This is a genomic window from Pseudomonas sp. 2024-210 (assembly GCF_045062345.1).
In the GTDB taxonomy this organism is placed as follows: domain Bacteria; phylum Pseudomonadota; class Gammaproteobacteria; order Pseudomonadales; family Pseudomonadaceae; genus Aquipseudomonas.
Genome location: NZ_JBJGEJ010000008.1, coordinates 181611 through 205017, shown reverse-complemented (window position 1 = coordinate 205017; position 23407 = coordinate 181611). Strand labels below are relative to the sequence as shown.

20 protein-coding genes and 1 pseudogene are annotated in these 23407 nt (G+C 57.7%); 6 read left to right on the top strand and 15 right to left on the bottom strand.

Annotated elements, in window-relative coordinates:
* Positions 1–63 precede the first annotated feature (63 nt).
* Positions 64–1695 (bottom strand): PvdJ/PvdD/PvdP-like protein, encoded by a 1632-nt coding sequence (locus ACI7MX_RS14015; RefSeq protein WP_405588912.1) that lies wholly within the window; start codon positions 1693–1695, stop codon positions 64–66.
* 192 nt (positions 1696–1887) lie between these two features.
* Here ACI7MX_RS14015 and dkgB point away from each other — a divergent pair, with 192 nt between their 5' ends.
* Positions 1888–2691, top strand: coding sequence for a 2,5-didehydrogluconate reductase DkgB (dkgB, locus tag ACI7MX_RS14010; RefSeq protein WP_405588915.1), 804 nt, complete (start codon positions 1888–1890; stop codon positions 2689–2691).
* Between the two features lie 229 nt (positions 2692–2920).
* On the opposite strand, the gene zapE is transcribed toward dkgB, so the two are convergent.
* Complete coding sequence (gene zapE / locus ACI7MX_RS14005) at positions 2921–4036, bottom strand: cell division protein ZapE (protein WP_405588918.1); 1116 nt, start codon at positions 4034–4036, stop codon at positions 2921–2923.
* Between the two features lie 302 nt (positions 4037–4338).
* On the opposite strand from zapE, the gene ACI7MX_RS14000 reads away from it, so the two are divergent.
* The 3 genes from ACI7MX_RS14000 (at position 4339) to ACI7MX_RS13990 (ending at position 5820) form a co-directional block, all read left to right on the top strand.
* On the top strand, positions 4339–4596 hold the full coding sequence (locus tag ACI7MX_RS14000; protein WP_314490057.1) for a DUF2790 domain-containing protein: 258 nt from the start codon (positions 4339–4341) through the stop codon (positions 4594–4596).
* A 306-nt stretch (positions 4597–4902) separates the two neighbouring features.
* Positions 4903–5160, top strand: a complete 258-nt coding sequence (locus tag ACI7MX_RS13995; protein WP_405588921.1) for a DUF2790 domain-containing protein — start codon at positions 4903–4905, stop codon at positions 5158–5160.
* A 111-nt stretch (positions 5161–5271) separates the two neighbouring features.
* Complete coding sequence (locus ACI7MX_RS13990; RefSeq protein ID WP_405588924.1) at positions 5272–5820, top strand: GNAT family N-acetyltransferase; N-acetyltransferase; 549 nt, start codon at positions 5272–5274, stop codon at positions 5818–5820.
* Between the two features lie 77 nt (positions 5821–5897).
* On the opposite strand, the gene ACI7MX_RS13985 is transcribed toward ACI7MX_RS13990, so the two are convergent.
* Positions 5898–6176 carry a PepSY domain-containing protein gene (locus ACI7MX_RS13985; RefSeq protein ID WP_314490023.1) on the bottom strand — a complete coding sequence of 93 codons (279 nt, stop codon included), beginning with the start codon at positions 6174–6176 and terminating at the stop codon, positions 5898–5900.
* 162 nt (positions 6177–6338) lie between these two features.
* Between ACI7MX_RS13985 and ACI7MX_RS13980 the strand changes: the two genes are divergently transcribed.
* Positions 6339–7340, top strand: coding sequence for a FecR family protein (locus ACI7MX_RS13980; RefSeq protein ID WP_314490025.1), 1002 nt, complete (start codon positions 6339–6341; stop codon positions 7338–7340).
* Between the two features lie 91 nt (positions 7341–7431).
* Here ACI7MX_RS13980 and ACI7MX_RS13975 read toward each other — a convergent pair whose 3' ends face one another.
* Complete coding sequence (locus ACI7MX_RS13975) at positions 7432–9738, bottom strand: acylase (RefSeq protein ID WP_405588928.1); 2307 nt, start codon at positions 9736–9738, stop codon at positions 7432–7434.
* A 260-nt stretch (positions 9739–9998) separates the two neighbouring features.
* Between ACI7MX_RS13975 and ACI7MX_RS13970 the strand changes: the two genes are divergently transcribed.
* Positions 9999–10385 carry a fe2+ zn2+ uptake regulation protein gene (locus tag ACI7MX_RS13970; RefSeq protein ID WP_314490029.1) on the top strand — a complete coding sequence of 129 codons (387 nt, stop codon included), beginning with the start codon at positions 9999–10001 and terminating at the stop codon, positions 10383–10385.
* Here the strand turns inward: ACI7MX_RS13970 and ACI7MX_RS13965 are convergent.
* The 11 genes and pseudogenes from ACI7MX_RS13965 to ACI7MX_RS13915 form a co-directional block, all read right to left on the bottom strand.
* Positions 10382–10570 carry a hypothetical protein gene (locus tag ACI7MX_RS13965; protein ID WP_122784910.1) on the bottom strand — a complete coding sequence of 63 codons (189 nt, stop codon included), beginning with the start codon at positions 10568–10570 and terminating at the stop codon, positions 10382–10384. The genes ACI7MX_RS13970 and ACI7MX_RS13965 overlap by 4 nt on opposite strands.
* A 170-nt stretch (positions 10571–10740) precedes the next feature.
* Positions 10741–11292 (bottom strand): annotated as a pseudogene (locus tag ACI7MX_RS13960) (LysR substrate-binding domain-containing protein); the annotation flags it as partial.
* Positions 11279–12085: an N-formylglutamate deformylase gene (gene hutG / locus ACI7MX_RS13955; protein WP_314490032.1), complete on the bottom strand. Its 807-nt coding sequence runs from the start codon at positions 12083–12085 to the stop codon at positions 11279–11281. The gene hutG and the pseudogene ACI7MX_RS13960, both read right to left, overlap by 14 nt.
* Before the next feature lie 12 nt (positions 12086–12097).
* Positions 12098–13519: a formimidoylglutamate deiminase gene (locus ACI7MX_RS13950; RefSeq protein WP_314490034.1), complete on the bottom strand. Its 1422-nt coding sequence runs from the start codon at positions 13517–13519 to the stop codon at positions 12098–12100.
* Positions 13520–13542: 23 nt separating this feature from the next.
* Positions 13543–14124, bottom strand: a complete 582-nt coding sequence (locus ACI7MX_RS13945; protein ID WP_405588933.1) for a HutD family protein — start codon at positions 14122–14124, stop codon at positions 13543–13545.
* Positions 14114–14887, bottom strand: coding sequence for an amino acid ABC transporter ATP-binding protein (locus ACI7MX_RS13940; protein WP_314490038.1), 774 nt, complete (start codon positions 14885–14887; stop codon positions 14114–14116). The genes ACI7MX_RS13945 and ACI7MX_RS13940 overlap by 11 nt, the downstream gene beginning before the upstream one ends.
* A complete protein-coding gene (locus tag ACI7MX_RS13935) occupies positions 14887–15552 on the bottom strand; it encodes an amino acid ABC transporter permease (RefSeq protein ID WP_146386861.1) in 666 nt (221 codons plus the stop codon). Before ACI7MX_RS13935 ends, ACI7MX_RS13940 begins: the two co-directional genes overlap by 1 nt.
* A gap of 59 nt (positions 15553–15611) precedes the next feature.
* Positions 15612–16364 carry a transporter substrate-binding domain-containing protein gene (locus tag ACI7MX_RS13930; protein ID WP_314490039.1) on the bottom strand — a complete coding sequence of 251 codons (753 nt, stop codon included), beginning with the start codon at positions 16362–16364 and terminating at the stop codon, positions 15612–15614.
* A gap of 51 nt (positions 16365–16415) precedes the next feature.
* Positions 16416–17153, bottom strand: a complete 738-nt coding sequence (locus ACI7MX_RS13925) for an IclR family transcriptional regulator (protein ID WP_314490040.1) — start codon at positions 17151–17153, stop codon at positions 16416–16418.
* An 848-nt stretch (positions 17154–18001) separates the two neighbouring features.
* A complete protein-coding gene (locus tag ACI7MX_RS13920; RefSeq protein ID WP_405588940.1) occupies positions 18002–21676 on the bottom strand; it encodes a translocation/assembly module TamB domain-containing protein in 3675 nt (1224 codons plus the stop codon).
* Positions 21673–23400 (bottom strand): autotransporter assembly complex family protein, encoded by a 1728-nt coding sequence (locus ACI7MX_RS13915; RefSeq protein ID WP_405588943.1) that lies wholly within the window; start codon positions 23398–23400, stop codon positions 21673–21675. Before ACI7MX_RS13915 ends, ACI7MX_RS13920 begins: the two co-directional genes overlap by 4 nt.
* Positions 23401–23407 lie beyond the last annotated feature (7 nt).

Here is a 23407-nt window from a genome sequence, read left to right as displayed (position 1 = left end):
ACCTGACACACCGAGGTGGCCCCCTCTCACCATTGCTTCGCAGCCTTCGTGCCTCGTCAGCGACTACAGGATTTGTGTGTTGCGCTTGACCACCAGATGCCGCGCGTACCACGGGCGACGCGGTACGCGCTGAAACAGATTGCCCATCTTTTTTTCATCGCCAAAGGTGATACGCAACGCGAGCTTCATCGTCTCGGGATCCATTTCAACGGTTTTTCCCGTCGCCAGTCCCGGCGTGGTACTACAACCGTGAGTGACGGGCCCCAGCCACGGATCATCCACTTCCACCCAACGGCCCTTCGCAAACCAGGGCACACCATTGATCTCTTCGCGTTGGAGCTGCCCGGGATGAAAACGCTCATGGGCACGAAACCAATCCTCTAAACGATCATCGATCCAGCCATGAAAGCTCCAGAACACCGGATTGACATGAGAGGAGAACGGATCGCCCAAAAAGTCATTTTCGGCCTCGTACCAACGCGCCGCGAAGTCGGCTGGATCACGGGCCATCGGCACCGGTGCGCCGTTTGAGGGATCTCGTGGCACCGAGGCCCAGCGCATATGCAACCAGTCATGCAGGCCCAGTTCAACCTCGGAACCGAACTGGCCCAATGTCAGCGTCGACAAATAACGCGGGTCGCGATAGCGCGATTCCCACACCTCGAAGTTGGAATGAAAAGTTTCAGGCTGTTTGATATCACTCAGCCATTGGGTATACACCTCATCGCCTTCAGCCAGCCATGTGGGCGGCAAAGCACTGCCGTCATGATTGTCAAAGTAGCGGGCAAACCCTGCACGGTCGCGCTCAAGTTCAGGTTGAGGCAAGGGGAACGCCGTCCACGACGGTAGGTCCTGCATCGAACGGGCGGCCCGCAACATATGCCGATGCATAAAGAAAAAATCGACCCCGGAACCATTGCGGTCCTTGCGTGGCCCTCGCGCATCTCGCTCCCTGTCTCTCTGGCCGGGTTGCCAGCCGAGTCCACGCAAGGCGTTGCGCTTTTCATCCGAGAGTTCATGCCAAGTGTCGCGCGAAGCGTGCCACAACTGATGGAACAAACGATGCTCCGGTGCCACCAGCCAGGCCAATAAGTCTGAATTTAAACCGATACGCTCACGCGCCTCCGGGAAAGTGCGCTTAATCGCAACAAATCGGTTGTCTTGTTCAGGCAGCGTCAAGGGCCGGTCCAGACGTTGCACAGTACCGCTGAGGGTGCCACTGCCAGCATTGCCGTACAGGCCCCAGACTTCGTCCAGGCTAAAACTGAACTCGTAATCCGCCTGACCGCTGGAAGAATCACTGCGGGTGAGTCGCCAGTGCATCCTTTTAGGGTCTGGCTCGACCAGATCCCCCAGAATGCGGTAACGCGGCGTTTGCGTGCTGTTCAATACCGCGGCACTGTCCAGATAACCGCGAACACCTCGGCCACGCGGGGCAATGTCGAGCCACACCTCAAGACCTTCTTGCGGCACCCCCTCCAGCCCGCTATCGGCGCCACTGAAAGAAATGCTCCAAAGCCCCCGCAGCTGATCGGCCAGTTGCTGCCCCGCCGTGTCTGCCAGCTCGACCGTCGCCTCACCCGGCGTGATCGGCTCGGCCACCCGCGTCAACTCGCGATGCCCATAGAACGCTGCTGGCGCTGCTGCGCCGGTAATCGCTAAACCAGCGATGAACCATCGTCGAGAAATCGTCATTGCCCTACCTGTCCCAGCCTGAATGCAGGCGTTATCCAAGCTAGGACGTTTAATGCGGTTTCAAATTTAGCCTGACGGGCTCAGGTGAATTCATGACGTGCAGTCAAGACTGCTTTGCGTGAGCTACGGTGTTTCGTGCGGCTCAAGGCGAGGATACTTGACCTCATTCTTACAGCACTCCAGGAGTTATCCATGACAGTTCCAGCATTCGGTCTCGGTACATTTCGCTTACAGGGCCAAGTCGTCATCGACTCGGTTAAAAATGCGCTGGACGTGGGTTATCGGGTGATCGACACCGCGCAGATTTATCAAAATGAAGCAGACGTCGGACAGGCGATTGCCGAAAGCGGCGTTGACCGTGAAGCGCTGTATATCACCAGCAAAATCTGGATCGACCATTTTGCCGAAGGCCAATTGATCCCGAGCCTCAAAGACAGCTTGGCCAAGCTGCGCACTGACCATCTGGACCTGACTCTGATTCACTGGCCATCGCCCGACAACACCGTGCCGGTTGCGGTGTTTATGAAGCAACTGCTGGAGGCAAAAAAGCAGGGGCTGACCCACGCCATTGGCGTGTCCAACTTCACCATCGCACTGATGAAAGAAGCGATCGCAGCGGTCGGTGCCGAGAATATCGCGACCAACCAGATTGAGCTGCATCCCTACCTGCAAAACCGCAAAGTGGTGGAATTCGCCAAGAGCCAAGGGATTCATATCACTTCGTACATGACGTTAGCTTACGGCGAAGTATTGAAAGATCCGGTGATCAATCAGATAGCCGAACGCCATAACGCCACAGCGGCACAAGTGACATTGGCGTGGGCCATGCAATTGGGTTATTCGGTGATTCCGTCCTCAACCAAGCGTGCCAACCTTGAAAGCAACCTTAAGGCGTGCGAACTGACGTTGAGCGAAGACGACATGGCGCAAATCGCAACCCTGGATCGTGGCCATCGCCTGACCAGCCCCAAAGGCCTTGCACCTCAGTGGGATTGATTGTTGCCGGTGTACAAAATTCCGCTGACGAGGAACGAAGGCTGCGTTCGGCGGCGCAGCCGTCGTAAAACCTGGCACACCGAGTCGTCCCATTTTGCGACCGCTTCGCGCTCGATCGCAGCCTTCGGCAACGGCTACAGGTTTACGTGTGGCTGTGAGCATGGCCGCTGACGAATAACGAAGCCGTCGTGCATGACTCGTCAGCCGCTACGAAATTGGAGGTTGCCTATTAGACCCCGAACCGCTGCAACTGCATTTCTTGCAGGCGGCTCAGGGTGCGGCGAAAGGCAAATTCCAGATAGCCTTGGGTATAGAGCTGTTCCAACGGAACGTGCGCTTCAATCAAGACCGGCACCTTGCGGTCGTAACACTCATCGATCAGGGCTATAAACCGCCGTACGCTGTCGTCGAAACGCGACAGCTGCGGTAATTCACGATCCCCCGCCTCGACTTTCACCGGGCCATCTTCAGTCCCCCGCGCAATCTTGCCTTCACGCTGCTCGGCGCTCATACAGGGCACGTCACTCAGTAAAATCGACTGATAGCGACCACACAGGTCCATAAATTCGATGGCGGCCAGCGGCTGTTCGCACACTTCGTGAAAAGTGCTCCACAACACTGTTTCACTGACCTGCACCACGCTCAGTAAACGGCGCGCGACCGCAATGGGCGCATCAGAAACCTTCTGCCCTTGGGCCATCTGCGCGAACACGCCCCCGAACACACTGGGCTGCCCCGGCGGCGTCACCCAAAAACGCTGCTGCGCAATGCCGGGGTGCAATCGATGATCTTGGACTCCATCCACCGACACCACGTGCATATGCTCCACAATGGCAGTGATCGCAGGCGCAAAGCGCTCCTTGTTGTGGCCTTGGCTATATAACTGCTCAGGCGGCTGATTAGAGGTACACACCAGCACCACGCCTTCGTCAAACATCACCTTGAACAATCGGCCGAGAATAATCGCGTCACCAATGTCATTGACGAACAGCTCGTCAAAACACAACACCCTCACCTCTTTGGCCAACTCCTTGGCGACCGTTTTAAGCGGGTCAGAGGTGCCGGTCAGTTGAAACAGTCGCTGGTGTACCCATTGCATAAAATGATGAAAATGCTGACGCCGCGCGGGCACCCGCAGGCTCAGGTAGAACTGATCCATCAACCAGGTTTTGCCCCGCCCTACCGGTCCCCACAAATACACGCCCTCAAGGGTCTTGCGCCCTTCATGCAGCTGTTCATGGCAACGCTGCAAGGCCTGCACAGCCCGCCCTTGAGCCGGATCCTGAACAAAACCGCGCTGCTCGATGGCCTCTTGCCAGGCATGGAGGGGTGACTCGACATTCATGCTATTGACTGACTCCGGAAGGGGATTGGCAGTATGCCAGCAAGGCAATCGTCCAGCACCCTTGAAAATCACACGGGAGCCACCACATTGTTACCCGGGCGGTAATAGAGCATTTTGCCATTAGGTCTTTTTCGATGTAGGCATCGGCGTATACTTGGCAACATGTAAACAGCTTTATGGAACACTTAACACGGAACTTCGTACGGTTACTTGATCATTCAAACAAGTGCCGTAACTTCTTCCTGCCGTTGGCAAATGAAGTCAGTCAGCTTGAACTCTTGATTACTTTAGAGGCCACCACAATGAAAACCTTAATTGCTTTACTCCTGGCTGGTAGTGCATCGATTGCCTTTGCTGGCGAAACCACTGCCGCCACTTCACAACCGGCTGTAGAACAATATTCTTATGGGTCGACGCTGGACATCGCTAAAGTTATCAGCCTGTCCGACATCCCCAAAGTTTGCAAAGTAGTGCCGGCGCAAATGACCTATGAAGACCATCAGGGTCAGCGCCACACGGTTGAATATCAAGTGATGGGCGACGGTTGCAGCACCCACTGATTAATGGCGTTGAGCTTCAGGTTGCCCGCAAGGATGCGACCCCAGGCCCTCTCTTCGGAGGGGGCTTTTTAGTGGGGGTGCTGAAACCGCTGAATTGTTACCGATATGGAAAGACTTTTTGTCAGTCTTTTGACTTTAATCACTGTTTCAAAACCGTATGATAGGTACATCCCTTACCAAACATTGAAACATTAAAACAGGGCACGGTACTTCGTGCGGCATCCTCTTGCGAGGACAATGCCGCAACTTCGACCGCCCACCGGGCAACTGAAGTCAGTGATACGTGATTGTTTTGAGGTGTGAATAATGAACCGTTTGATTGCTGTAGCTCTATTAGGCTTTTCTACATTGGCAGTGGCTGAAGAAGCTAAAGTTGCACAGGTTCAACCTGTTGTCGAACATTACACTTACTCCACTGACCTCGATATCGCTAAAGTTATTAGCGTGTCACCCACCCAAGATGTGTGTGAAGTGGTTCCGGCTCAGATGACCTACGAAGACCATCAAGGTCAACGTCATATCCTGGAGTACCGCGTCATGGGTAACGGCTGCTCGAACGGCTAATCGCCGAGAAGCCTTGCAGTAATGCCAAGCCCCCGTTTTTACGGGGGCTTTTTGTTAGACGATTACCAAGGGTTATGCTCAAACCCCATTCACGGCAAGTAGCGCCCGTTCATGCAGCAACCTCCCACGCTCAAAACCTCACGGCTCTTGCTCGAACCACTGTGCATTGGCGACGCGCAGGCCATTCAGGAGCGCTTCCCCCACTGGGAGGTCGTGCGCTATCTCAATGCGTGTGTGCCTTGGCCGTACCCGGCCAACGGAGCCCTGAGCTACCTGCAAGATCACGCATTGCCGGCCATGGCACTTGGCAAAGAGTGGCACTGGACGATCCGGTTGCTCACAGAGCCCGATGACGTGATCGGTTGCATCAGCTTGATGGACCAGGACAACAACAACTGCGGGTTTTGGCTGTCACCCCCGTGGCAAGGCCAGGGCTTGATGGGGGAAGCGTGCGAGGTGGTAGACAGGTATTGGTTTCAGACACTGCAGCGTGACTGCAGGCGGGTGCCCAAGGCGGGACCTAATGAGGCTTCGCGCAGGGTATCGCAACGGGGCGGGATGACATTAATCAGCCGCTCACAGGCTGAGTTTGTCAGCGGCTCGTTCACCAACGAGATATGGGAAATCAACCGTGAACAATGGTTGGCGCAACGAGGATAAATGCGCTGAAAAAAGCCCGACGCTGCGCAGGCAAGGTCGGGCTTGAAACGCTCTTAGAACGATTCAGGTGTCGAGCATCAATCTTTCTTTTCAGAAATTACTTTGCCGTTGTGGTCGAACGTGGTTTCGACTTCGACTTCAACACCATCAATTTTCTTCACGCCTTCGGCTTTCCAGATGCCCGCAGCCGGGTTTTCCAGTTCGATCTTCTTGATCACGGTGTAGCCGTTCTTACCTTGAAGCACTTCAACCGCTTCCTTGGAGAAAGCCCAGTTAGGCCCCGGAGCAGCCATCGCCACCCCAGAAGCCAACACAACGGCAGCGGTCACAACAGCAGCAAAAGTTTTCTTCAACATGTTCTTAACTCCATTAATTGATGTTGCGTCTGGTACTTGAATGCCGAGATAACCCTAGCAGAGAAAAACCACCTCAGAAGGCTAAATGACATGCTTTTGACATGGCTCATGTTCTCGTATCCCCAAGCGCAAGGTTAGAATGCATCGCACCCAGGAGAACCAATGAGCGAAACACGTCTCACCGAAGCCCAGTACGATGCCATCACTGAAGCCGCTGCCCAGTGGTGCATGCGCGTGCACGAGCCTGATTGCACCGACCGGGAACGTGAGGCGTTCGCTGAATGGTTGACCGCCGACCCGCTGCATGCGTTTGAATATGAGGCCATGCTGGAGATCTGGGACGTCAGCGAACACTTGCCGCACTCCATGCCTGTGGCTGCTGAAGTGGTTCAAATGCCGCCCGTAGCCCGTCGCAGCCGCTGGCAAACATTTGCCGTGGCGGCGGCCATCACCCTGATCGCAGCGCCTGTTGCGGCCTACAGTGGCTGGCAACTGGGGTGGGTACCGAGTTCCTATCAACGCCTGCAAGCCGACTCGCAATTGAAAACGGTGACCTTGCCGGACGGCAGTGAAGTGGAACTCAACCTCGGTACGCAGCTGACATTTGCCAACTATAAAGACCAGCGTCGAGTCACCCTGAACAAGGGTGAAGCCTTTTTCAAGGTGAGCCACGATGTCACGCACCCCTTCTTCGTCAGGGCGGGAGAAGGCCAGGTACGCGTCACCGGCACCCAGTTCAATGTGTGGACGTATGAAGATCAGGTCAAAGTGACGCTGTTGGAAGGTTCGGTGCTGGTGACCAGCAACAAGCGCCTGAGTGGCGAAGGCCTGCGGCTCGAACCGGGCATGCAGGCGCGTTACAAAGCGGGCGATTACGCCCCGCAGATCAACCAGACCTACGCCAATGCCCAAGATCTTGCCTGGCGCAACGGCAAGTTGGTGCTGGACAATCTGTCTCTGAGTGATGCATTACCGTTGATCAACCGTTACCTGGATACGCCGCTGGTTCTAGCCGACAGCGCAACCGGCAAGTTGCGCATTGGTGGTGTATTCAACACTCAGGACATTGATCGTCTGGTGACCTCACTGCCCAAAGTCTTGCCGGTCTACCTGAGCATCAGCCAGAACGGCAATCCCGTGATCAACGGGCAGCCACAGGGTTAAGCCCCCCCTATTTCGTAGCAGTTGCCGCAGGCCACGTCCGATTGCGAAGCGATCGTAAGGCTGCATCGCCGGACTCAGCCTGCGCCAGCGGCTACGGATGTTGGGACTTTATCTGCACACGCTGATAGTTCGGATCTGCCTTGATCTGTTCTTCAGTAAAGGGCAACGTTTGCCACTGCTTATTCGAAAAGGCCCGCGTTTGATCCTGTGAATGTGGGGAGGCCGGATCACTGGAAATCGAGAACGCCAACACGCCCTGCGCGTGCGGCCCGTGCTCATCGAATGTGACGGTTTGCAAATAGCTGGTGCCGCTGACCACTTCGCGCTTTGCGCCCTCACCCGCAACACTTTGCATCGCGTTGTACACACCCAACGCCGCCGGGCCGCCATGTATTGGCGTGCGCTGTGTACCCCTGCTGACTTGCTGAATATCACCCCACGTGACATCCGCGCTCAAGCCTGCTTCAGTCACCGCCGCTGCCGAAGCCAGCAATGCTGTACGCACCGCATCACGCACGGCCGGTTGCTCCAGATCCAACCCACGCGGCGTGTGCTGCGGGTCGGACGGGTCAAACGGCACACGCCACACATTCTCTACCTCAAGCAACGGCACCATGATGTTCTGGAAATGCACCAGACCAATGCCACTGTTCAGATTGGCCTGTTGATCCCAATTCTTGAGGCTCGCGCACACCTGCGTCAGTGTGGGCTTATCCGCCGCAGAGGCTCCCTCGCAGACCTTGAGCAGGTCTGGCATGACTTGCCCGGCCAGATACACCCGGTTATCCATCACCATGCCTTGCAAGTCGTTAATACTGAGCCGCCCCGGTTGTCCGAGCCGTTGCAGGGCAAAACGGGCACGCAGCCCCAATGGCTGACTGTCTTGGCTGATCAACGGCGAAAAGCCGGTCTGCGGTGCATTGGGGTTGGCCATCCAAGCCGAGTCATTGGCATGCTGTACGTAATCATTGCGGCGCATTTGCGGCAGTTTGCTTGCCGGGTAGATCCCCTTTTGTGCCGCGCTCGGGTCAATCGTCCACGCGCAGGCACTGCGACTGCCATCCAGCACAATCATCTCAAGGCCTGCACGCGGATCGCTGCACGCCGTCAGCTTGGCAGCATCCACATACGGCACCACCGACGCATTCATATACAGCGCTTGCCCCTTGTCATCCACCGCCAATGTATTGACCCATGGAATACCTTGAATCTTGCTCACCGAGGCTTGCAAAGCATCGAGGCTGTTCGCCTGATTCATCGCATACCACTGCTGCAGCACACGGTCGTTTTGCAGATTGGCATCACGCAGACTGAAGGCTGTGTGGTCATTCCAGTCGAGCTTGCCCGGCCACTGCACAACCGGCCCGAATGCAGAGCTGTAAATCACCCGCGACACAGGCTGAATGCTGCCATCTGCCTGTTTCACATTCACCGTGACCGTCTGCTTCGTCAGGGGTTTTGACTGGCCATCCAGCAGGTAACGTGTCGGGTCCTTGGGGTCGAGTTCCAGGCGATACAGGGTGAAATGCTTCGACGTATCGACCGTGTGAGTCCAGGCCATGTGCTGGTTGAAGCCAATATTGATCAATGGCAACCCAGGCAGCGCTGCACCCATCACATCCAGCTTGCCGGGTATGGTCAGTTGCATTTCGTAGAAACGCATACCGCCCACCCACGGAAAATGCGGGTTGGCCAGCAGCATTGCGCGTCCCGTTTGCGAACGCTCGCTGCCAATGGCCACCGCGTTACTCCCCCGGTCCAGCGCAAAGCGCTGCATGCGCTCAGCTGCGATTTCGAATTGCCCAGCCCGAGTCTCGACCTGCGCTGTGGCCTGGGGTGGCGCAGCAGCAACCAACGCTTCGGCAAACTGACCGACGCCACCTTCGACCAGCAGACGACGGGTCAACTTGACCAGATCCTGAGGCGTGACAGGCCGCACGGAAGCGTTGTCGCACGCTGCGGGCAGGTTTTTACGCTCACGGAGCTGGCGGTTATACCCGGCCACATAACCTTCGATCAGGTCTCGGATCTCAGGGGTTTGTGCCTGCCAAAAAGCCGCGACCGCCTCGGGCGTGTTCAGCCAGTTGAAAAACACATCACTGGCCAGATTGTCTCGCTGTTCAAGGGTCAACGCCTGAGGCCCAAAGTATTTCGAACGTTCGCCATTGACCGTGACCACTTCGTTGGCCAGCAAACACAGGTTGTCCTGAGCATAGGCATACCCAATGCCGTAACCCAGACCGCGCTCATCGGCGGCGCGAATATGAGGCACGCCAAACGTCGTGCGTCGAATCTCTGCACTGACATCACTGACGGCGGGCTGGGCCAGGGCTGAAACACTCAGCCCCAGGCACACGGCGCCAAGACACACTTTGCTTAATGGCCGGTAATTAATCACGCGTACTCCTGCTAGATCGAGGGATAAGCCAGGCAGCGTGATCGCATTGAAACCCACCCCCCGGCCCCCTTAAGACGAAGCCGGTGAAAAAAATTTAATCACGGTGTAAACGCCCGTATAGAAAGGGCCGCTGACGGATACAGCACTCGCCACAACAGAATTTCTACACGTAAGGGTTCATGATTTTCACCGCTCATACGTCTAGTTAACTGAGAGCATTTTTTATTTTCCTGATCAGGCTCTGAAAAGGAGTTTTTTGCATGCACAACTCGCAAATACCAACGGATGGTAGTCAACCACAGTGCGAAACCGTGTTTCAGCCGAACTCCGGTTTGCTGAAAACGCTCACGCCTTTGCAAGGCAACGAACGCATACGTCACCTGCTGAAATATTTCGGTCTACGCACCAGCCTGGTGCGGCTCAAGGTCATTGATGCACTGCTGACAGCCGCTGGAAACGATCGACGATTGGGGGTCAGGGGGATGCACAGCCACTTGCAGGCGCTGGATATTCCGCTGTCATTTCTGAGTGTGCGCGAAGTGTTGAAGCGCTTATGCAGCGAGGGTGTGGTGGTGCTCAACAGCGATAAAAGCTACAGCCTGCATCCGCAGGCCGAGGCTGTGCTCATGGGTAAAATCGAGGCTTAAATCTTGGTTTTACGGCGCATCACGCCATTGATCACAACAACCACTACCGCCACACCGATGGCGATGTACTGGAACATTTTCTCGGAGATCATGCCGTGGTTTTGCATGTACGAAAGACCAAACATGATCCCCAGAACCACCAGTGAGATCAGAATCGAGTATTTCAAGCGCTGCGAAGGGGTCATTACCTGTTCCTGAAAGTAAGGCTGAAAATATGCTGAAAAATGTAGCAAACATTTCGTGACTGCGGGTTGGCCCGCGTTGAATCGGGGGCCATGTTACACCGCAAAAAGGCTACAGGGTCTGTTCCCGTTTCATTGCCGCCGGGCGGTTTGCAATGCAAGGGGAACAGATCCTAGCTGGATTCAGCTCGACGAAAGCCGCTGGCTGGACGTGAACAGAGGTCCACCAACCAGTCTACAAACACCCGAACCCGCGGTGACAATTGCCGATGCGCTGGATACAGGGCGGTCAATGCCAGAGGCGGCGGCTCATGCTCGCTCAAGACTTCTTGCAAACGCCCTTCACGTACCAGTTGAGCCACGTGATAGTGCGGTGATTGCACCAGCCCATAGCCCGCCACGCAAGCCGCCAAATAGCCTTCCGCGCTATTGACCGAGACCTGTTTGGGCAGATCGATCAAACGCACTTCATTGCCGAATTTAAATTCCAGCCCGTAGCGTTTTCCCGATGCGCTGGAAAAGTACTCCACGACTTGATGACCGCTCAACTCGTCAGGGGATTGCGGTATGCCGTGAGCGCGCAGGTAAGCCGGACTGGCGCAGGTCACCTGATCCATCTGCACCAATGGCCGTGCCACCAGTGAATCATCCATCGTTAACCCGCCGCGAATGACGCAATCAATACCTTCGCGGATCAAGTCCACGGGGCGGTCATTGAGGCCGATCTAATCCCATAAACGCCTCGATCAACGCCTGCAGCACCGGCTTCAACCGCGCCACCCGCTGATCATCCAACGCATACGGCGGCACTTCCTCCATGTAGCCACGCTGCGCCAGCTCCAGCTGCACGGCGTGCACGCCCTGCGCAGGGTTACCGTACGTGCGAGTGATGTAGCCGCCCTTGAAGCGATCGTTGAGTACGGCGGGCAGGTCGGGCATGCGTGCCTGGGCCGTGGCCAGCAAGCCTTGAGCAACGGCTGGGTCACAGGAGGCGCCGTCTGCGGTGCCGAAGTTGAACACTGGCAACGTACCTTCGAACAGCCGCGGTATCACCGAGCGTATCGAGTGCGCTTCCCACAGCAGCGCATAGCCGTGACGCGCCTTGATGCGGGCCAGCTCTGCCTGCAGGGCGTTATGGTAAGGGTGCCAGTAGAGCGCCAGGCGGCGCTGGATTTCGGCTTCATCCGGCTCGCAGGCTTCGCGGTATAGGGGTACGCCGTCGAAGGTGGTCAGCGGGCACAGGCCGGTGGTGTTCTGCCCGGGGTACAGGTTGGCACCGTCGGCGGGGCGGTTCAGGTCGACCACGTAGCGCGAGCAGGTCGGCTGCAGGTACGAGGCGCCCAGGCCGATAGAGAAGTCGTAGAGTGCCTCGATGTGCCAGTCGGTGTCGTCGACTGCCAGCCCGGTCTCGCTCAGTTGCGGGCGGATGTCGGCGGGCAGATGAGTGCCCACGTGGGGCATGGAAATCAGCAGCGGGCCTGTGCCTTGCTGCAGGCTGAAAACTGTTTCGTCGTTCATGGGGCCTCCGGGTTATGCGGTTTCATTCAGTAGGTCGGCCAAGGTTGCGCGATACCCTGCGCGGGCCTGCTCTTGCAGGGCGTGCTGGCCGTTATCAATTACCTGCTGACCACCCACGAACACATCGCGTACCGGGTTGCCACCGTGCTCGCAGAACACCAGCGCCGACAGCAGCAGGCCGTGTGGCCGGTCGCCGATATTCGGGGCGTCGCGGTCGAGCACTACAAAGTCTGCCCGCTGGCCGGCGACCAGCCCTGCCACGTTTCGGCCGGTCGCCCGGGCGCCGCCCGCCAGTGCCTGACTGAACAGGCGGTCGGCTACCACTGGGGTGGCCTGGTCGGCCAGCACATTGCGCCGGCGCTGGTTCAGGCGCTGGCCATATTCCAGCAGGCGGAACTCGGCAAACGGGTTGACGCAGGTATTGCTGTCCGAGCCGACGCCCCATTGGCCGCCGGCCGCGAGGTACTGGCGGGCGTCGAACAGGCCGTCGCCCAGGTTGGCTTCAGTGGTCAGGCACAGCCCCACGGTGGCACCGCTGCGGGCTACCGCGGCGTATTCACTGTCGTCCATATGGGTGGCGTGCACCAGGCACCAGCAGCTGTCTATCGCCTGGTGTTCCAGCAGCCACTGCACCGGCCGTTGGCCCAGGTTGGCGAGGCAATCATCTACCTCGCGGGTCTGTTCGGCGATATGGATGTGAATCGGTGCCTGCGGATCAGAATGCTGCAGCCCTTCGACCAGTGCTTGCAGGGAGGCCTGTGATACCGCACGCAACGAATGCGGAGCTACGCCATACCGGCGATTGCCGTTTTCCGGCAAGGCCTGTTTCATGCGTTCGCGCAGGCCCAATATCCACTCGGGCGAGGAAATAAAACGCTGTTGATGTGCCAGCGGTGCGCTTTGGCCGAAACCGCTGTACTGGTAAAGCACCGGCAGTAGGGTCATACCCATGCCGACTTCCTCGCCGGCGCGCACGATCTGTTCGGCCAGCTCTGCCGGGTTGTCGTAGGGCTGGCCATTGGCGCCGTGATGCACGTAGTGGAATTCACACACCGAGGTGTAGCCGGCCTTCAACATCTCGATGTACAGATGCCGGCCAATGGCGTGCAGGTGGTGCGGCAGCAGGCGCTGGGCAAAGCGGTACATCAAGGTGCGCCAGCTCCAGAACGAGTCGGCCGGGTCACCCAGGGTTTCGGTCAGCCCGGCCATGGCGCGCTGGAAGGCGTGCGAGTGCAGGTTGGGCATGCCGCTGACCACTGGGCCGGCGGCTCTTGGCGTGCCTACCGGGGCTGTAGCCCCCGAGCAGACTTCACACAGGTCGCCAGCATCGTCCCAGCGCAGCATGACGTTCTCTTGCCAGCCTCCGGGCAGCAGGGCGACTTCTGCGAACAGGCTGCGCGCGGTTGTGGTGTTGTGGGGGGCGTGGGTGTTCACGATAACCTCTGGCAATGAGCGATTCACTTCTTGTCGATATGCACCGCGAGCACCACGGCGTCGGTGCCGCACTGCAACTGCGGCCTTGCCTGGCCTTCGCCGAAGCACACCCGGTCACCCGCGCGCAGGCGTTGCATACGGCCTTCTGCATCGGTCAACAACGCCTCGCCCTGGGCAACGAACAGCAGGCTGGCATTGGCTGCCAGCAGCAATTGCTGCGGGCAGCTGTACACGGCGATGCTGCCGGTAGCGGCGCAGCGCCGTACCATCAGGTTGAAATCCCGAGTGGCCCCGCCTTGCACCGTTGCCTGCACCTGCAACTCACCGGCGAAGGTAAACGGCTGATAGGCGCAGGTAAGCGGGTGCAGCAGCCCACCGGGCAGTTGTAGATGCAGACCGCTGCCGTTGAGCAGGACGATGGTGCGATCAATGCCGTCGAAGGTCGAAAACGCAGAGTCGGCCGCCACTTCGGCAACGCTGACGCGCCAGATGAATGTGTCCAGGTCACTGCCCGGCGGCTCGATACACAGCTCGCGGGTAATGCCGGCGTGGTTCTTCCAGGGCACAGCCGGGATGTCGGCAAGGGCCAGCACTTCAAATGGCATGGGACGCCTCGCGGGCCAGGATGCCCTGCAGGAAACTGCGCGTGCGCTCCTGCTTCGGGGCACTGAACAACTGCGCTGGCGGTGCGGCCTCGACGATAACGCCCTGGTCCATTACCACCACAATGTCCGCCACTTCACGGGCAAAGCCCATTTCGTGGGTCACGATGATCATCGTCATGCCCTCGGCGGCCAGGTTTTGCATCACTTGCAATACTTCGCCGACCAGTTCCGGGTCGAGCGCCGAGGTGGGTTCGTCGAACAGCATCACCTTGGGCTCCATTGCCAGCGCCCGGGCAATCGCCACGCGCTGTTTCTGCCCGCCAGACAACGTGCCCGGGTACACGTCGGCCTTGTGCCCCAGCCCGACTTTTTCCAGCAGCTGCATGGCCTGGGCATGCGCCTGCTTGCGTGGCGTGGCGCGCAGCGACATGGGTGCCAGGGTGATGTTTTCCAGTACGGTGAGGTGCGGGAACAGGTTGAAGGACTGGAACACCATGCCGACTTCGCTGCGCAGGGCATCGAGTTTTTCTTCGCTCATCATGCGGCCCTGCTCGACCACAGTGTGACCGCAGGCAACCATTGTTCCGCCCTCGGCGGTTTCCAGGCCGTTCATACAGCGCAGGAAGGTGCTTTTGCCAGAGCCGCTGGGGCCGATGATCACCACCACCTGGCTGGGCTGGACACTGAAGTCGATGCCGCGCAATACATGGTGAGTGCCGAATGACTTGCTCAGGTTGCTGATATCAATAATGGGCGCGCTCATCAGACTCTCCCTTCAGCACGAAGCAGTTTTTCGGTGTGGCGCAGAATCAGCGTGGTGGTGCCGGTGAGCACCAGGTAAACCGCCGCAATGGCCAGGTACACTTCGAGGGAGCGGTACGACACGCTGATGATCTTTTCGCCCTCATGCATCACGTCGGCGATGGTCAGCAGCGACACCAGCGCGGAGTTCTTGATCAGTGCGATAAATTCGTTGCCCAGCGCCGGGATCATGCGCACAAATGCTTGCGGCAGGATTACCTTGCGCATCGCCATCTTGTACGGCAGACCGAGGGAGCGGGCTGCTTCCATCTGGCCTTTTTCTACCGACTGAATAGAGCCGCGAACAATCTCCGAGACATAGGCCGCGCTATAGATGCCCAGGCCGAAAATGCCGCAGACATAAGCCGGCAGCTGGATGCCGAAGTGCGGCAGGCCGAAGAACAGAATAAACAGTTGCACCAGCAGTGGGGTGCCGCGTATCAGCGTCAGGTACGTGGTGCACACGCCATAGATGATGCGGCGCTTGGGGTTGAGGCGGCCAAGGCCGATCAACAGCCCGAGCACGCAGCCGAGTATCAGCGCCGCCAGGGTGATTTCAATGGTAACGGCGGCGCCGGAAGCGAGCGCGCGCCAGCCATCCCACACCGGGGAAAAATCGAGATCCATGGTTTACTCCGCAGGTAGTGCTTCAGGGAAACACCGGGCGTAATCGCCCGCTGCCGTGGTTATTCCTGGGTACCAAACCATTTCTGGGTCAGCGCGGCGTATTCGCCGTTGCTGCGAAGGGTTTGCAACGCGGTATTCATCTGTTGCGCCAGTTCGGCGTCGTTCTTGCGCAGGGCGAAACCGTACAGCTCGGTGGTCAGGCCTTCATCCAGCACGCGCACGCGCGGCTCAGACTTGGCGAACTCAATGGCGGCCGGGCGGCCGGTCACTGCGGCGTTTACCCGGCCGATGGTCAGCAGGTCGAACATTGCCTGGTTTTTCTCCACCTCCACCACGCTGGCAGTGGGGTAGTTGTCCTTCAGAAACGAGATGGATTTGGTACCGACTTGAGCAGAGACTTTTTTGTCGCCGCTCAGGTCCGCCGGGCTATTGATGCTCTGGTCATCCTTGAGTACCACTACCGCCAGGCCGCCACGGAAATACGGGTCAGTAAAGTTGACGACCTTGCGGCGCTCGTCAGTCATGTAAATGGCCGACGCTGCCACATCGAAACGGTTGGCAATCAGACCGGGGATCAGCCCCTTGAAGCCGATATCGATCCATTCGACCTTCTTGTTCATCTGTGCGCCCAGCGCTTCGATCAGCTCTACATCGAAGCCGGTGCGTTTGCCGTCCTTGATGAACTCCATGGGCGGGAAGGTGGCATCGGTGCCAACCCGCATCACGTCACCCGCCGCGGTGGCAGCCATCGGGATGATGGACAGCAGGGTGAATGCGGTTGTAACGGCCGCGAGCAGCCTGGAAAACTTCATAAGGTGTTCCTCGAGATTCTGAGTGGGCCAAATCGTGATGTAACCGGCAGGTTAGAATCGGTTGCAGATGCGGCTGGCCGCTTTTATTGTCATTTTTATAAGCTCTTCTTCCCTGGCGCCTACGCGTAGCGATGGCGCCATCAGGGTTATGGTTCCTTCCAGACGTTCATTGTCGGAAATCAGCGGCACGCTGATCCCCCACACGCCTTGGTCCACTTCACCTTCGCTGGTGGCGTAGCCCTTCTTGCGGATCTCGGCGACCTGCTTTTCAAGGGCGTCCACGGCGACCGGGTCATGGCCCAGTTGTTCTTCGATCAGGCGTTTTTGCAGCGGGCGGGGCAAAAAAGCCAGCAAGGCCTTGGCCGACGCCCCGTACATCAGTGAATGCGCACGGCCCTTGGTAAACGAGCAGCGCAATGACAACGTACTTTCTTCCATGGCGATGCACACCACTTGCTCGTTGGTGTACACCAGCAAGCCGACACTTTCACCGGTGCGCTCTACCAGCGCGCTGATTTCGTCGCGGCTTTGGTTGATCAGGTAGGAGTTCTGGTCAAACCCCCTGGCCAGTAGCACCCCCGTAGCGCCGGGTTCGTACAGCCCCGTGGCCATGTGTTCCTGAACCAGGCCCCACTTTTTCAGCGCGCCAAGGTGCCGATAGACGGTGCTCAACGGCATACCAACCTGGGCGGCGATACGTTTGGCGCCGATCGGATGGCCGGCCTTGGCGATACACACCAAGACATGCAATACGCGATCTACGATGCTTTTGTTTTCTGGGTCGGTCATGGCCGCACTATAGGGCATGATTCTCAGACTGTGGTTTTGATTCCCATCCAGCGAGAAAATTGACTGGCTTTTTCAAGGTTCGCAGTGTCAGGGCTCTCAGTAGTTCCCTCGCTCACGCCCCGCTCCGTGGGCACGCCGTGACGGCTCTCCCGATGGCGCGGTCGATCAAGATCTACTGCAACTGCAGCTGTCTGCGCTGTCTTCTGTATGCAGTTCAAAAACCTTGAGTCCCGAACGGTGTCACTGCTGCTACCGAAATAGTCGGCACAACACTGAGGCCCCTCACAGGAGGCTGAACGCAGGTGCTGTTATGGGGGGCGAGGCAGGACGCCGAGCCAGCCTAGGCGAGCTCGGCCGTATAGTAGGGCGCAGACCTTTTGGGTATTTTTGGGATGGTCCGACACTCGGCGTTTGCCAAAAGTACCTCGCCGTAAGGGCGAAACCATAACTTCAACTAGACGCTAATAATGGATATGTACTCGATGCTTTTAATTAGCCTGTGTACATATCCATTTCATGTATCACGGCTTTCTACGGGTTCCGCCCTTACGGCGGCTCACTTTTGGCAAACAGCCCCAAAAGTAAGCAAAAGGTCCTTGCCCCTGCGTACGGCTTTCGCTGCGCTCAAGTTCCCTCGCTCCGGTCCCGCTCCGTGGGCACGCTGCGACGGGCCATCCTTGCCCCGATCGCAGCTCTCCCGGCATCCATGCCGGTCGACCCACTACGCAGAACCTCCACTCGGCCTCCCGAAAGGGGCGGCAGATCAAGATCAAAAACCAGATCAAGATCTACTGCAACTGCAACTGCAACTGCAACTGCAACTGCAACTGCAACTTCACCCTTTCGGGTTAAAAATCACGCTTGTAAAAAATATCCAGCGAACTGGCTATCCCGCTCGCCACTTCCACATACACCCGCTTGCTCAATTTATAACGCAAGGCAATGGTGCTGGCCGGCTCAAACACACCCACGCCGTAACGCACACTCAAGCGATCGTTGATCTTGCCACTGGCCACTACCGACGTGCTGTCTCCGCTGCCTTCGGTGTCCAGTTCAAAATCCTTGAGTCCCAAATGGTTGGCCAGGCTGGTGGTCACACCCGAACTGCCCATCAGGCCTAACCCCAACGCAGCTTGTGCCAGCAAGTTGTCGTCTTCACCATTGCCTGTCAGGGGACGACCCAGAATCAGGTACGACAAGGCCTGTTCCTGGCTCATGGCCGGTTCCGAGAAGATTTGCGTCGTCGGTTGCTCCGGGCTGCCGGTGAGCCTGATTCCGGCAATCACGTCATCGGTCTGGCGAACCGCTTCAATGTCCAGGTAAGGCTGGGCTATCGGCCCAGTAAACAACAGCCGCGCACGGCGAATGGTTAACCGCTGGCCATAAGCCCGGTAGCGACCGTTGTTCAGCCGTAGCTCACCACGCGTGTCCATGTTGTCGCCGATGTGTACTTGCCCGGCGATGTCCGCATTCAGGCCAAAGCCGCTGAAGGTCAGTAGTTCCTGCCCCACCACGACGTCGATGTCCATGTCGACCACCATGGGCGGCTCGCTCTCTGTCGCCTGCTGGCCAACGATGACGGTGTCATCTGACACCTTGACGGTCGATGGCGGTAATTCTCGTACGGTGATTTCACCTTTCGGGATATTTACCTTACCCGCAACCAAGAGCGTGTTATCAGGTTTTAGCGTGATTCTCAGGTCAGGGGCTACGTCCAGTTTGGCGTAAGGTTCAACCGTTACAGGCAGGTTATTACCCTTGACCAGCACGTTAACGGACATCGCTTTGCCCCACGCAACGTCGCCGCTGATGCTGCCCTGCCCTTGTTTGCCGCTGGTCCAGCCGCCATTGAGCAGCGCTGTTTCACCGTTGATCACGGCGCTCAATTGCAAGTTTTCAAAGTTGGTCGGTAACTGTGGCCCGGAAATCTCACCACCGCTCAACGCGATATTGCCGTTGATATGGGGCGCGAGCAGTCCACCAGAAATAGTCCCTGAACCGTTCAACTGGCCGGTGAGTTTCTCGACCATCGGCACAAAAGGACGAATCACAGAAATATCCAGACCGCTCAGTCGGAAATCACCCGTCACGGGCTTGCTTTGGGGCAACGGATTGAGCCGTGCATTGAGCACCAGTTGGCCAAGTTTGCCGCCATTGAAGTTGAACTGAGTATCGACGCGGCTCGGGGTTAAATAGCTGGTGAGTTTCAAGGTCTGGTACGGAAAATCCAGCCACTGGCCTTTATCTTTAATCCGCAAGGTGCCACCGCTGGCATCGACCACGACCTGACCTTTCGGGCCACTGGCTGGCACGTCCAGCAGAAGGTCGGCGTTAAGTTGCCCTTGCCATTGGAAGTCTTTGGGGAACCATTGCGCCAAGCTGTCGAGAGGGAACTGCTTGAGGTGGAAGCGCAGCTTGGGATCCGGCATCAGCCGCTGATCTTCACTGCACAAACTGGCAGGGCCAGAGGTCCAGCACTGCGCGCCCAAATTGATTTTGCCATCGGCCAGTCGCTCCAGCCGCGCCGGGTTTTGCAGCACCCAATCTTGTCCGCCCGCCTTCACGTCGCCGCGGGTCAGTCGGCCCCGCCAATTGTCGCTATCCAGTGCGCCTTCCAGCGCCAGCCCAAGTTGAAGCATCGGCCCTTGCAGCGCCAATTGCAGTTGCTGGCGTTTGATGTCACCGCTAGCACCCACCGTCAATACACCCAGCTGGGTGTCACCCGCCTGAATACCGCTGCCCTTGAGGTCAAGCCGGCCACGCTGATTGCGATCCAGTGTGGCGTCCAGCGTCAGGCTTTGCAGGCGATTGTCCGCAAACGCCAACTGCTGACCTTGCAACGCCACTTTGCCCTCAGGGGCCTTGAGCGTGCCGGCCATGTCCACACGGCCCTTAAGCTGACCGCGCAGGTCGGGCCATAACTGGCCCAAACGCGGCAGGTTCAATTCCAGCTGCGCTTTGAGTTGCTGCTGCAAACTGGCCGTGCCATTGATGCGGTTATCACCCAGACGAATATCCAGCGTGCTGACCGTCCATGCCTCGCCAGCGCCTTGCGCCTTGGCTTGCAGCAGTGCCGGCAACCCACGTAAACGCCCTTTGAGATCAAGGTTGGCGTCCAGTTCCAGCCGCTCATTTTTAAAGGAGCCTGTGCTGCGCAATGGGCCTGCCAATGTCCCCGGCAATTCAGCCACCCAATATGCCGGGTTGAGCGCACTCAAATCCAGCGCCGTATCCCACGCCACACCATCGGTGAACTTGACGTTAACGTGCCCCTCAGCCTTGCCCTGCCCTGCCACCAGTTTTAGCTCTGGCAGGAAGATTTGGCCCAGGTCACCACTGAAGGGACTGGCAACGCTGAAAGCGCCTGCCGGGCCATCCAGATCCGCCTTGAAGTTGCCCAGGTACTTGCCGTCGGTGTAAGACACTTCACCATTGAATGTGCGCAGGTCAACGTCCGGTTTGGCGATCACGGGGTACAGGTCATGCCAAGGAAAATCGAGCCAGTCGACCATGGCTTCGGCGCTCAGCCCTTTTTGCCAATCCACCTTCCCGGCTAGCTTTAAACGCTGCTGAGCACTGGAGGTCAGGTCAAGCGCTGAAACCTGTGCGCCTTTGCTGTCTACTCGACCTTCAAGCAACAAACTCACCGGGTTGTTTTCAGCAGGTAAGCTGGCCGTGCCCTTCAAGGCATAGCCGGTCTTGAGATCACCTTTGGCGGTGAGCAGCAATTGGTTGAGTTGCAAGGTATCAGGCAGATCCGGGCTGGCCTTAAATGCCTCGGAGGTAATGCTCAACTGCGCGGGCAAGTTTTCCGCCAAGGGCTGAACATCGCCCTTCAGGTGGGCGTTGAGATAACCACTGCTGTCAGCCGTCAGGTTCAAGGTTGTGCGTAAATGACCCTCGACGTTCAGCGCCAGCGCCCAGGGTTGTTTGTCTGGAGATGGCAGATTGATCGTCCCATTCAACGTCAACGGCCAGTCACCATTGGGTTGCAACAACCCCGACAGGTTCACGCTCAGGTCTTCACGCTCTACCTTTACGGAATCGATCTGCAAGCCTTTGGCCGTCCACTGCGCCGCCATCTGCAAGCCTTTAAGCTGCTCGATACCATTAAACAGCACGTTGCCGACTTTGATCACGCCGACTTCAATGGCCAGGGGTAACTTCAACTCTGGCAAGCTGATCGGGCCGCTGCTGCTGTCTTCGCTCGGGGGAAATTGCAGGCTGACTTGATCCGCCTGTAGCTGGTCGATGCATAAGGTCATACGGGTCAGGCAACCAGGCGACCATGCGAAAATCGGCCGGGTGAGTTCTACGCGGCTGGTGCCTTGCTCCCACAACAGGTGATCGGCGCTCCACTGTGCACCCAGGCGGCCGTTGAAGTTATCCACCTGCAAACCCGGCACTTGAGCCAACACCCAACGGCTACCCGTTTGCGTACCCAAAATAACGCCGAGGGTGACAACGACCAGCAACACCAGCACCAAGACGACAAAGCCGGCTATTTTCAAACCACGAATCACAGTTCAGGCCCCATCGAGAAGTGCAGTTGAATACCACCGTCATCGTCCAGCGCATGAGCCAGATCGAGCCGTATCGGGCCTATCGGCGAGATATAACGAATGCCCACGCCAACGCCCGTCTTCAAGCTGGGCAGTTCCAGATTATTGAATGCATTGCCTTGATCAACGAACGTGGCCCAGCGCCATTTCTCCGCGAACTGGTATTGATACTCGAGGCTGCCCGTCAACATATAGCGTCCGCCGATGCGATCCCCATCTGAGTTCTTAGGTGACAGACTCTGATAGGCATAGCCCCGCACGCTTTGATCACCGCCCGCAAAAAACCGCAAGGATGGCGGTACTTGCTTATAGCCGTTGGTGGCGCTGCCGCCGAATTGAACCCGCCCCAGAAAACGGTGTTTTTCCCACAGGGTGGTCAATGCCTTGAATTGCACGTCACCGTGTAACAAGTTGGTGTCCGACATCAGCCCTTCTTTTGCCACTTCTATACTAGAAGTCACGCTGTATCCGTGGCTCGGGTCAATACGGTTATCACTGCGCACCACCGAAAAACTCACCCCTGGCATTAGCAAAGTGCTCAACCCAGAGTCATCCCCCAGGCGGTACTGCTCATGTTGCCAGCGCAGAAAAACGACCCGCGTCCAGCCGTTGTCCAGTTTGCTGTGCCATTCAGGGCCGAGGGTGAGCAACTTGCTCAGCGTGTCGGTATTGGCGATTTCTTCGTATTGATAGCCCGCTGCAAAACGCAATTTATCGGTCAGGGGCGGGTCAAGCGGGATGTCATACCAAGCCCCGACGTTCTGCTTGGGCTGCGAAATTTCGGACTCAAAACCGTAACTGTCGCCACGGGGGTTGTCCCAGTGTCGCGTCCAGCTGGCTTTGCCTCGCGGCCCCATATCGGTCGAATAGCCCAGACCCAAGGTCATGGTGCGCGGTTTACGGGTATACAAATCGACGTTTACCGGGATCACAGTACCGACGGCCGTACTCGGCGCGGCACCCACTTGCACTGTTTCAAAATAACCACTGCTTTGCAGGTTTTGATTGAGCTCGGCAATCAGCTGGGAGTCATAGGGTGTATCGGGTTTGAAAGGCACTAGCCGATCGAGCAAGGTCTGATCGAAGGGCGCATTGCCCGCAAATGTGACCTTGCCAAGTGTGTAACGGGGGCCGCTGTCATACACAAGATTGATATCGGCAAACCCGCCTTTGGGGTCGACCAGCAATTCGTGTTTGAGGAATTTACCCTCGAAAAAACCGTAGCGCAGAGCACGGTTAAGGATCATGCGCTTAGCGTCTTCGTAGTTGCCCTGATTGAGCACGGCACCCGGTTTCAGATCATCACTGGCCGGGATCTGAAACGCCTTGAGCGATGAAGCCGGACCTTCGACCCGCACATTGACGTTGCGCAGATGCACCGGTTCACCGGGATCAATATTCAACTCAAGACGCGGCGGGTTGCCGACTTTGACCTCGGCATCAATGGTGGGTTGATAATAACCCAAGGCCTGGGAGGCTTTCAGGGCCTGCTCTATGGCGCCACGCTTGAAGCGCAACAAGGCCTCCTCGTCGCGATCGCCGAGGCTGCCGATATAGCCTTCCACATTGGCCTTGAGGGCGTTGTTTGCCGGTTTGACCTTGACCACCAGTTCGCTTTGGGCAAATGCCGCGCAACTGCTGATTAACAGGACAAACGCACTGGTGAATCTTCCTGGAAACTTCATAGGCGCG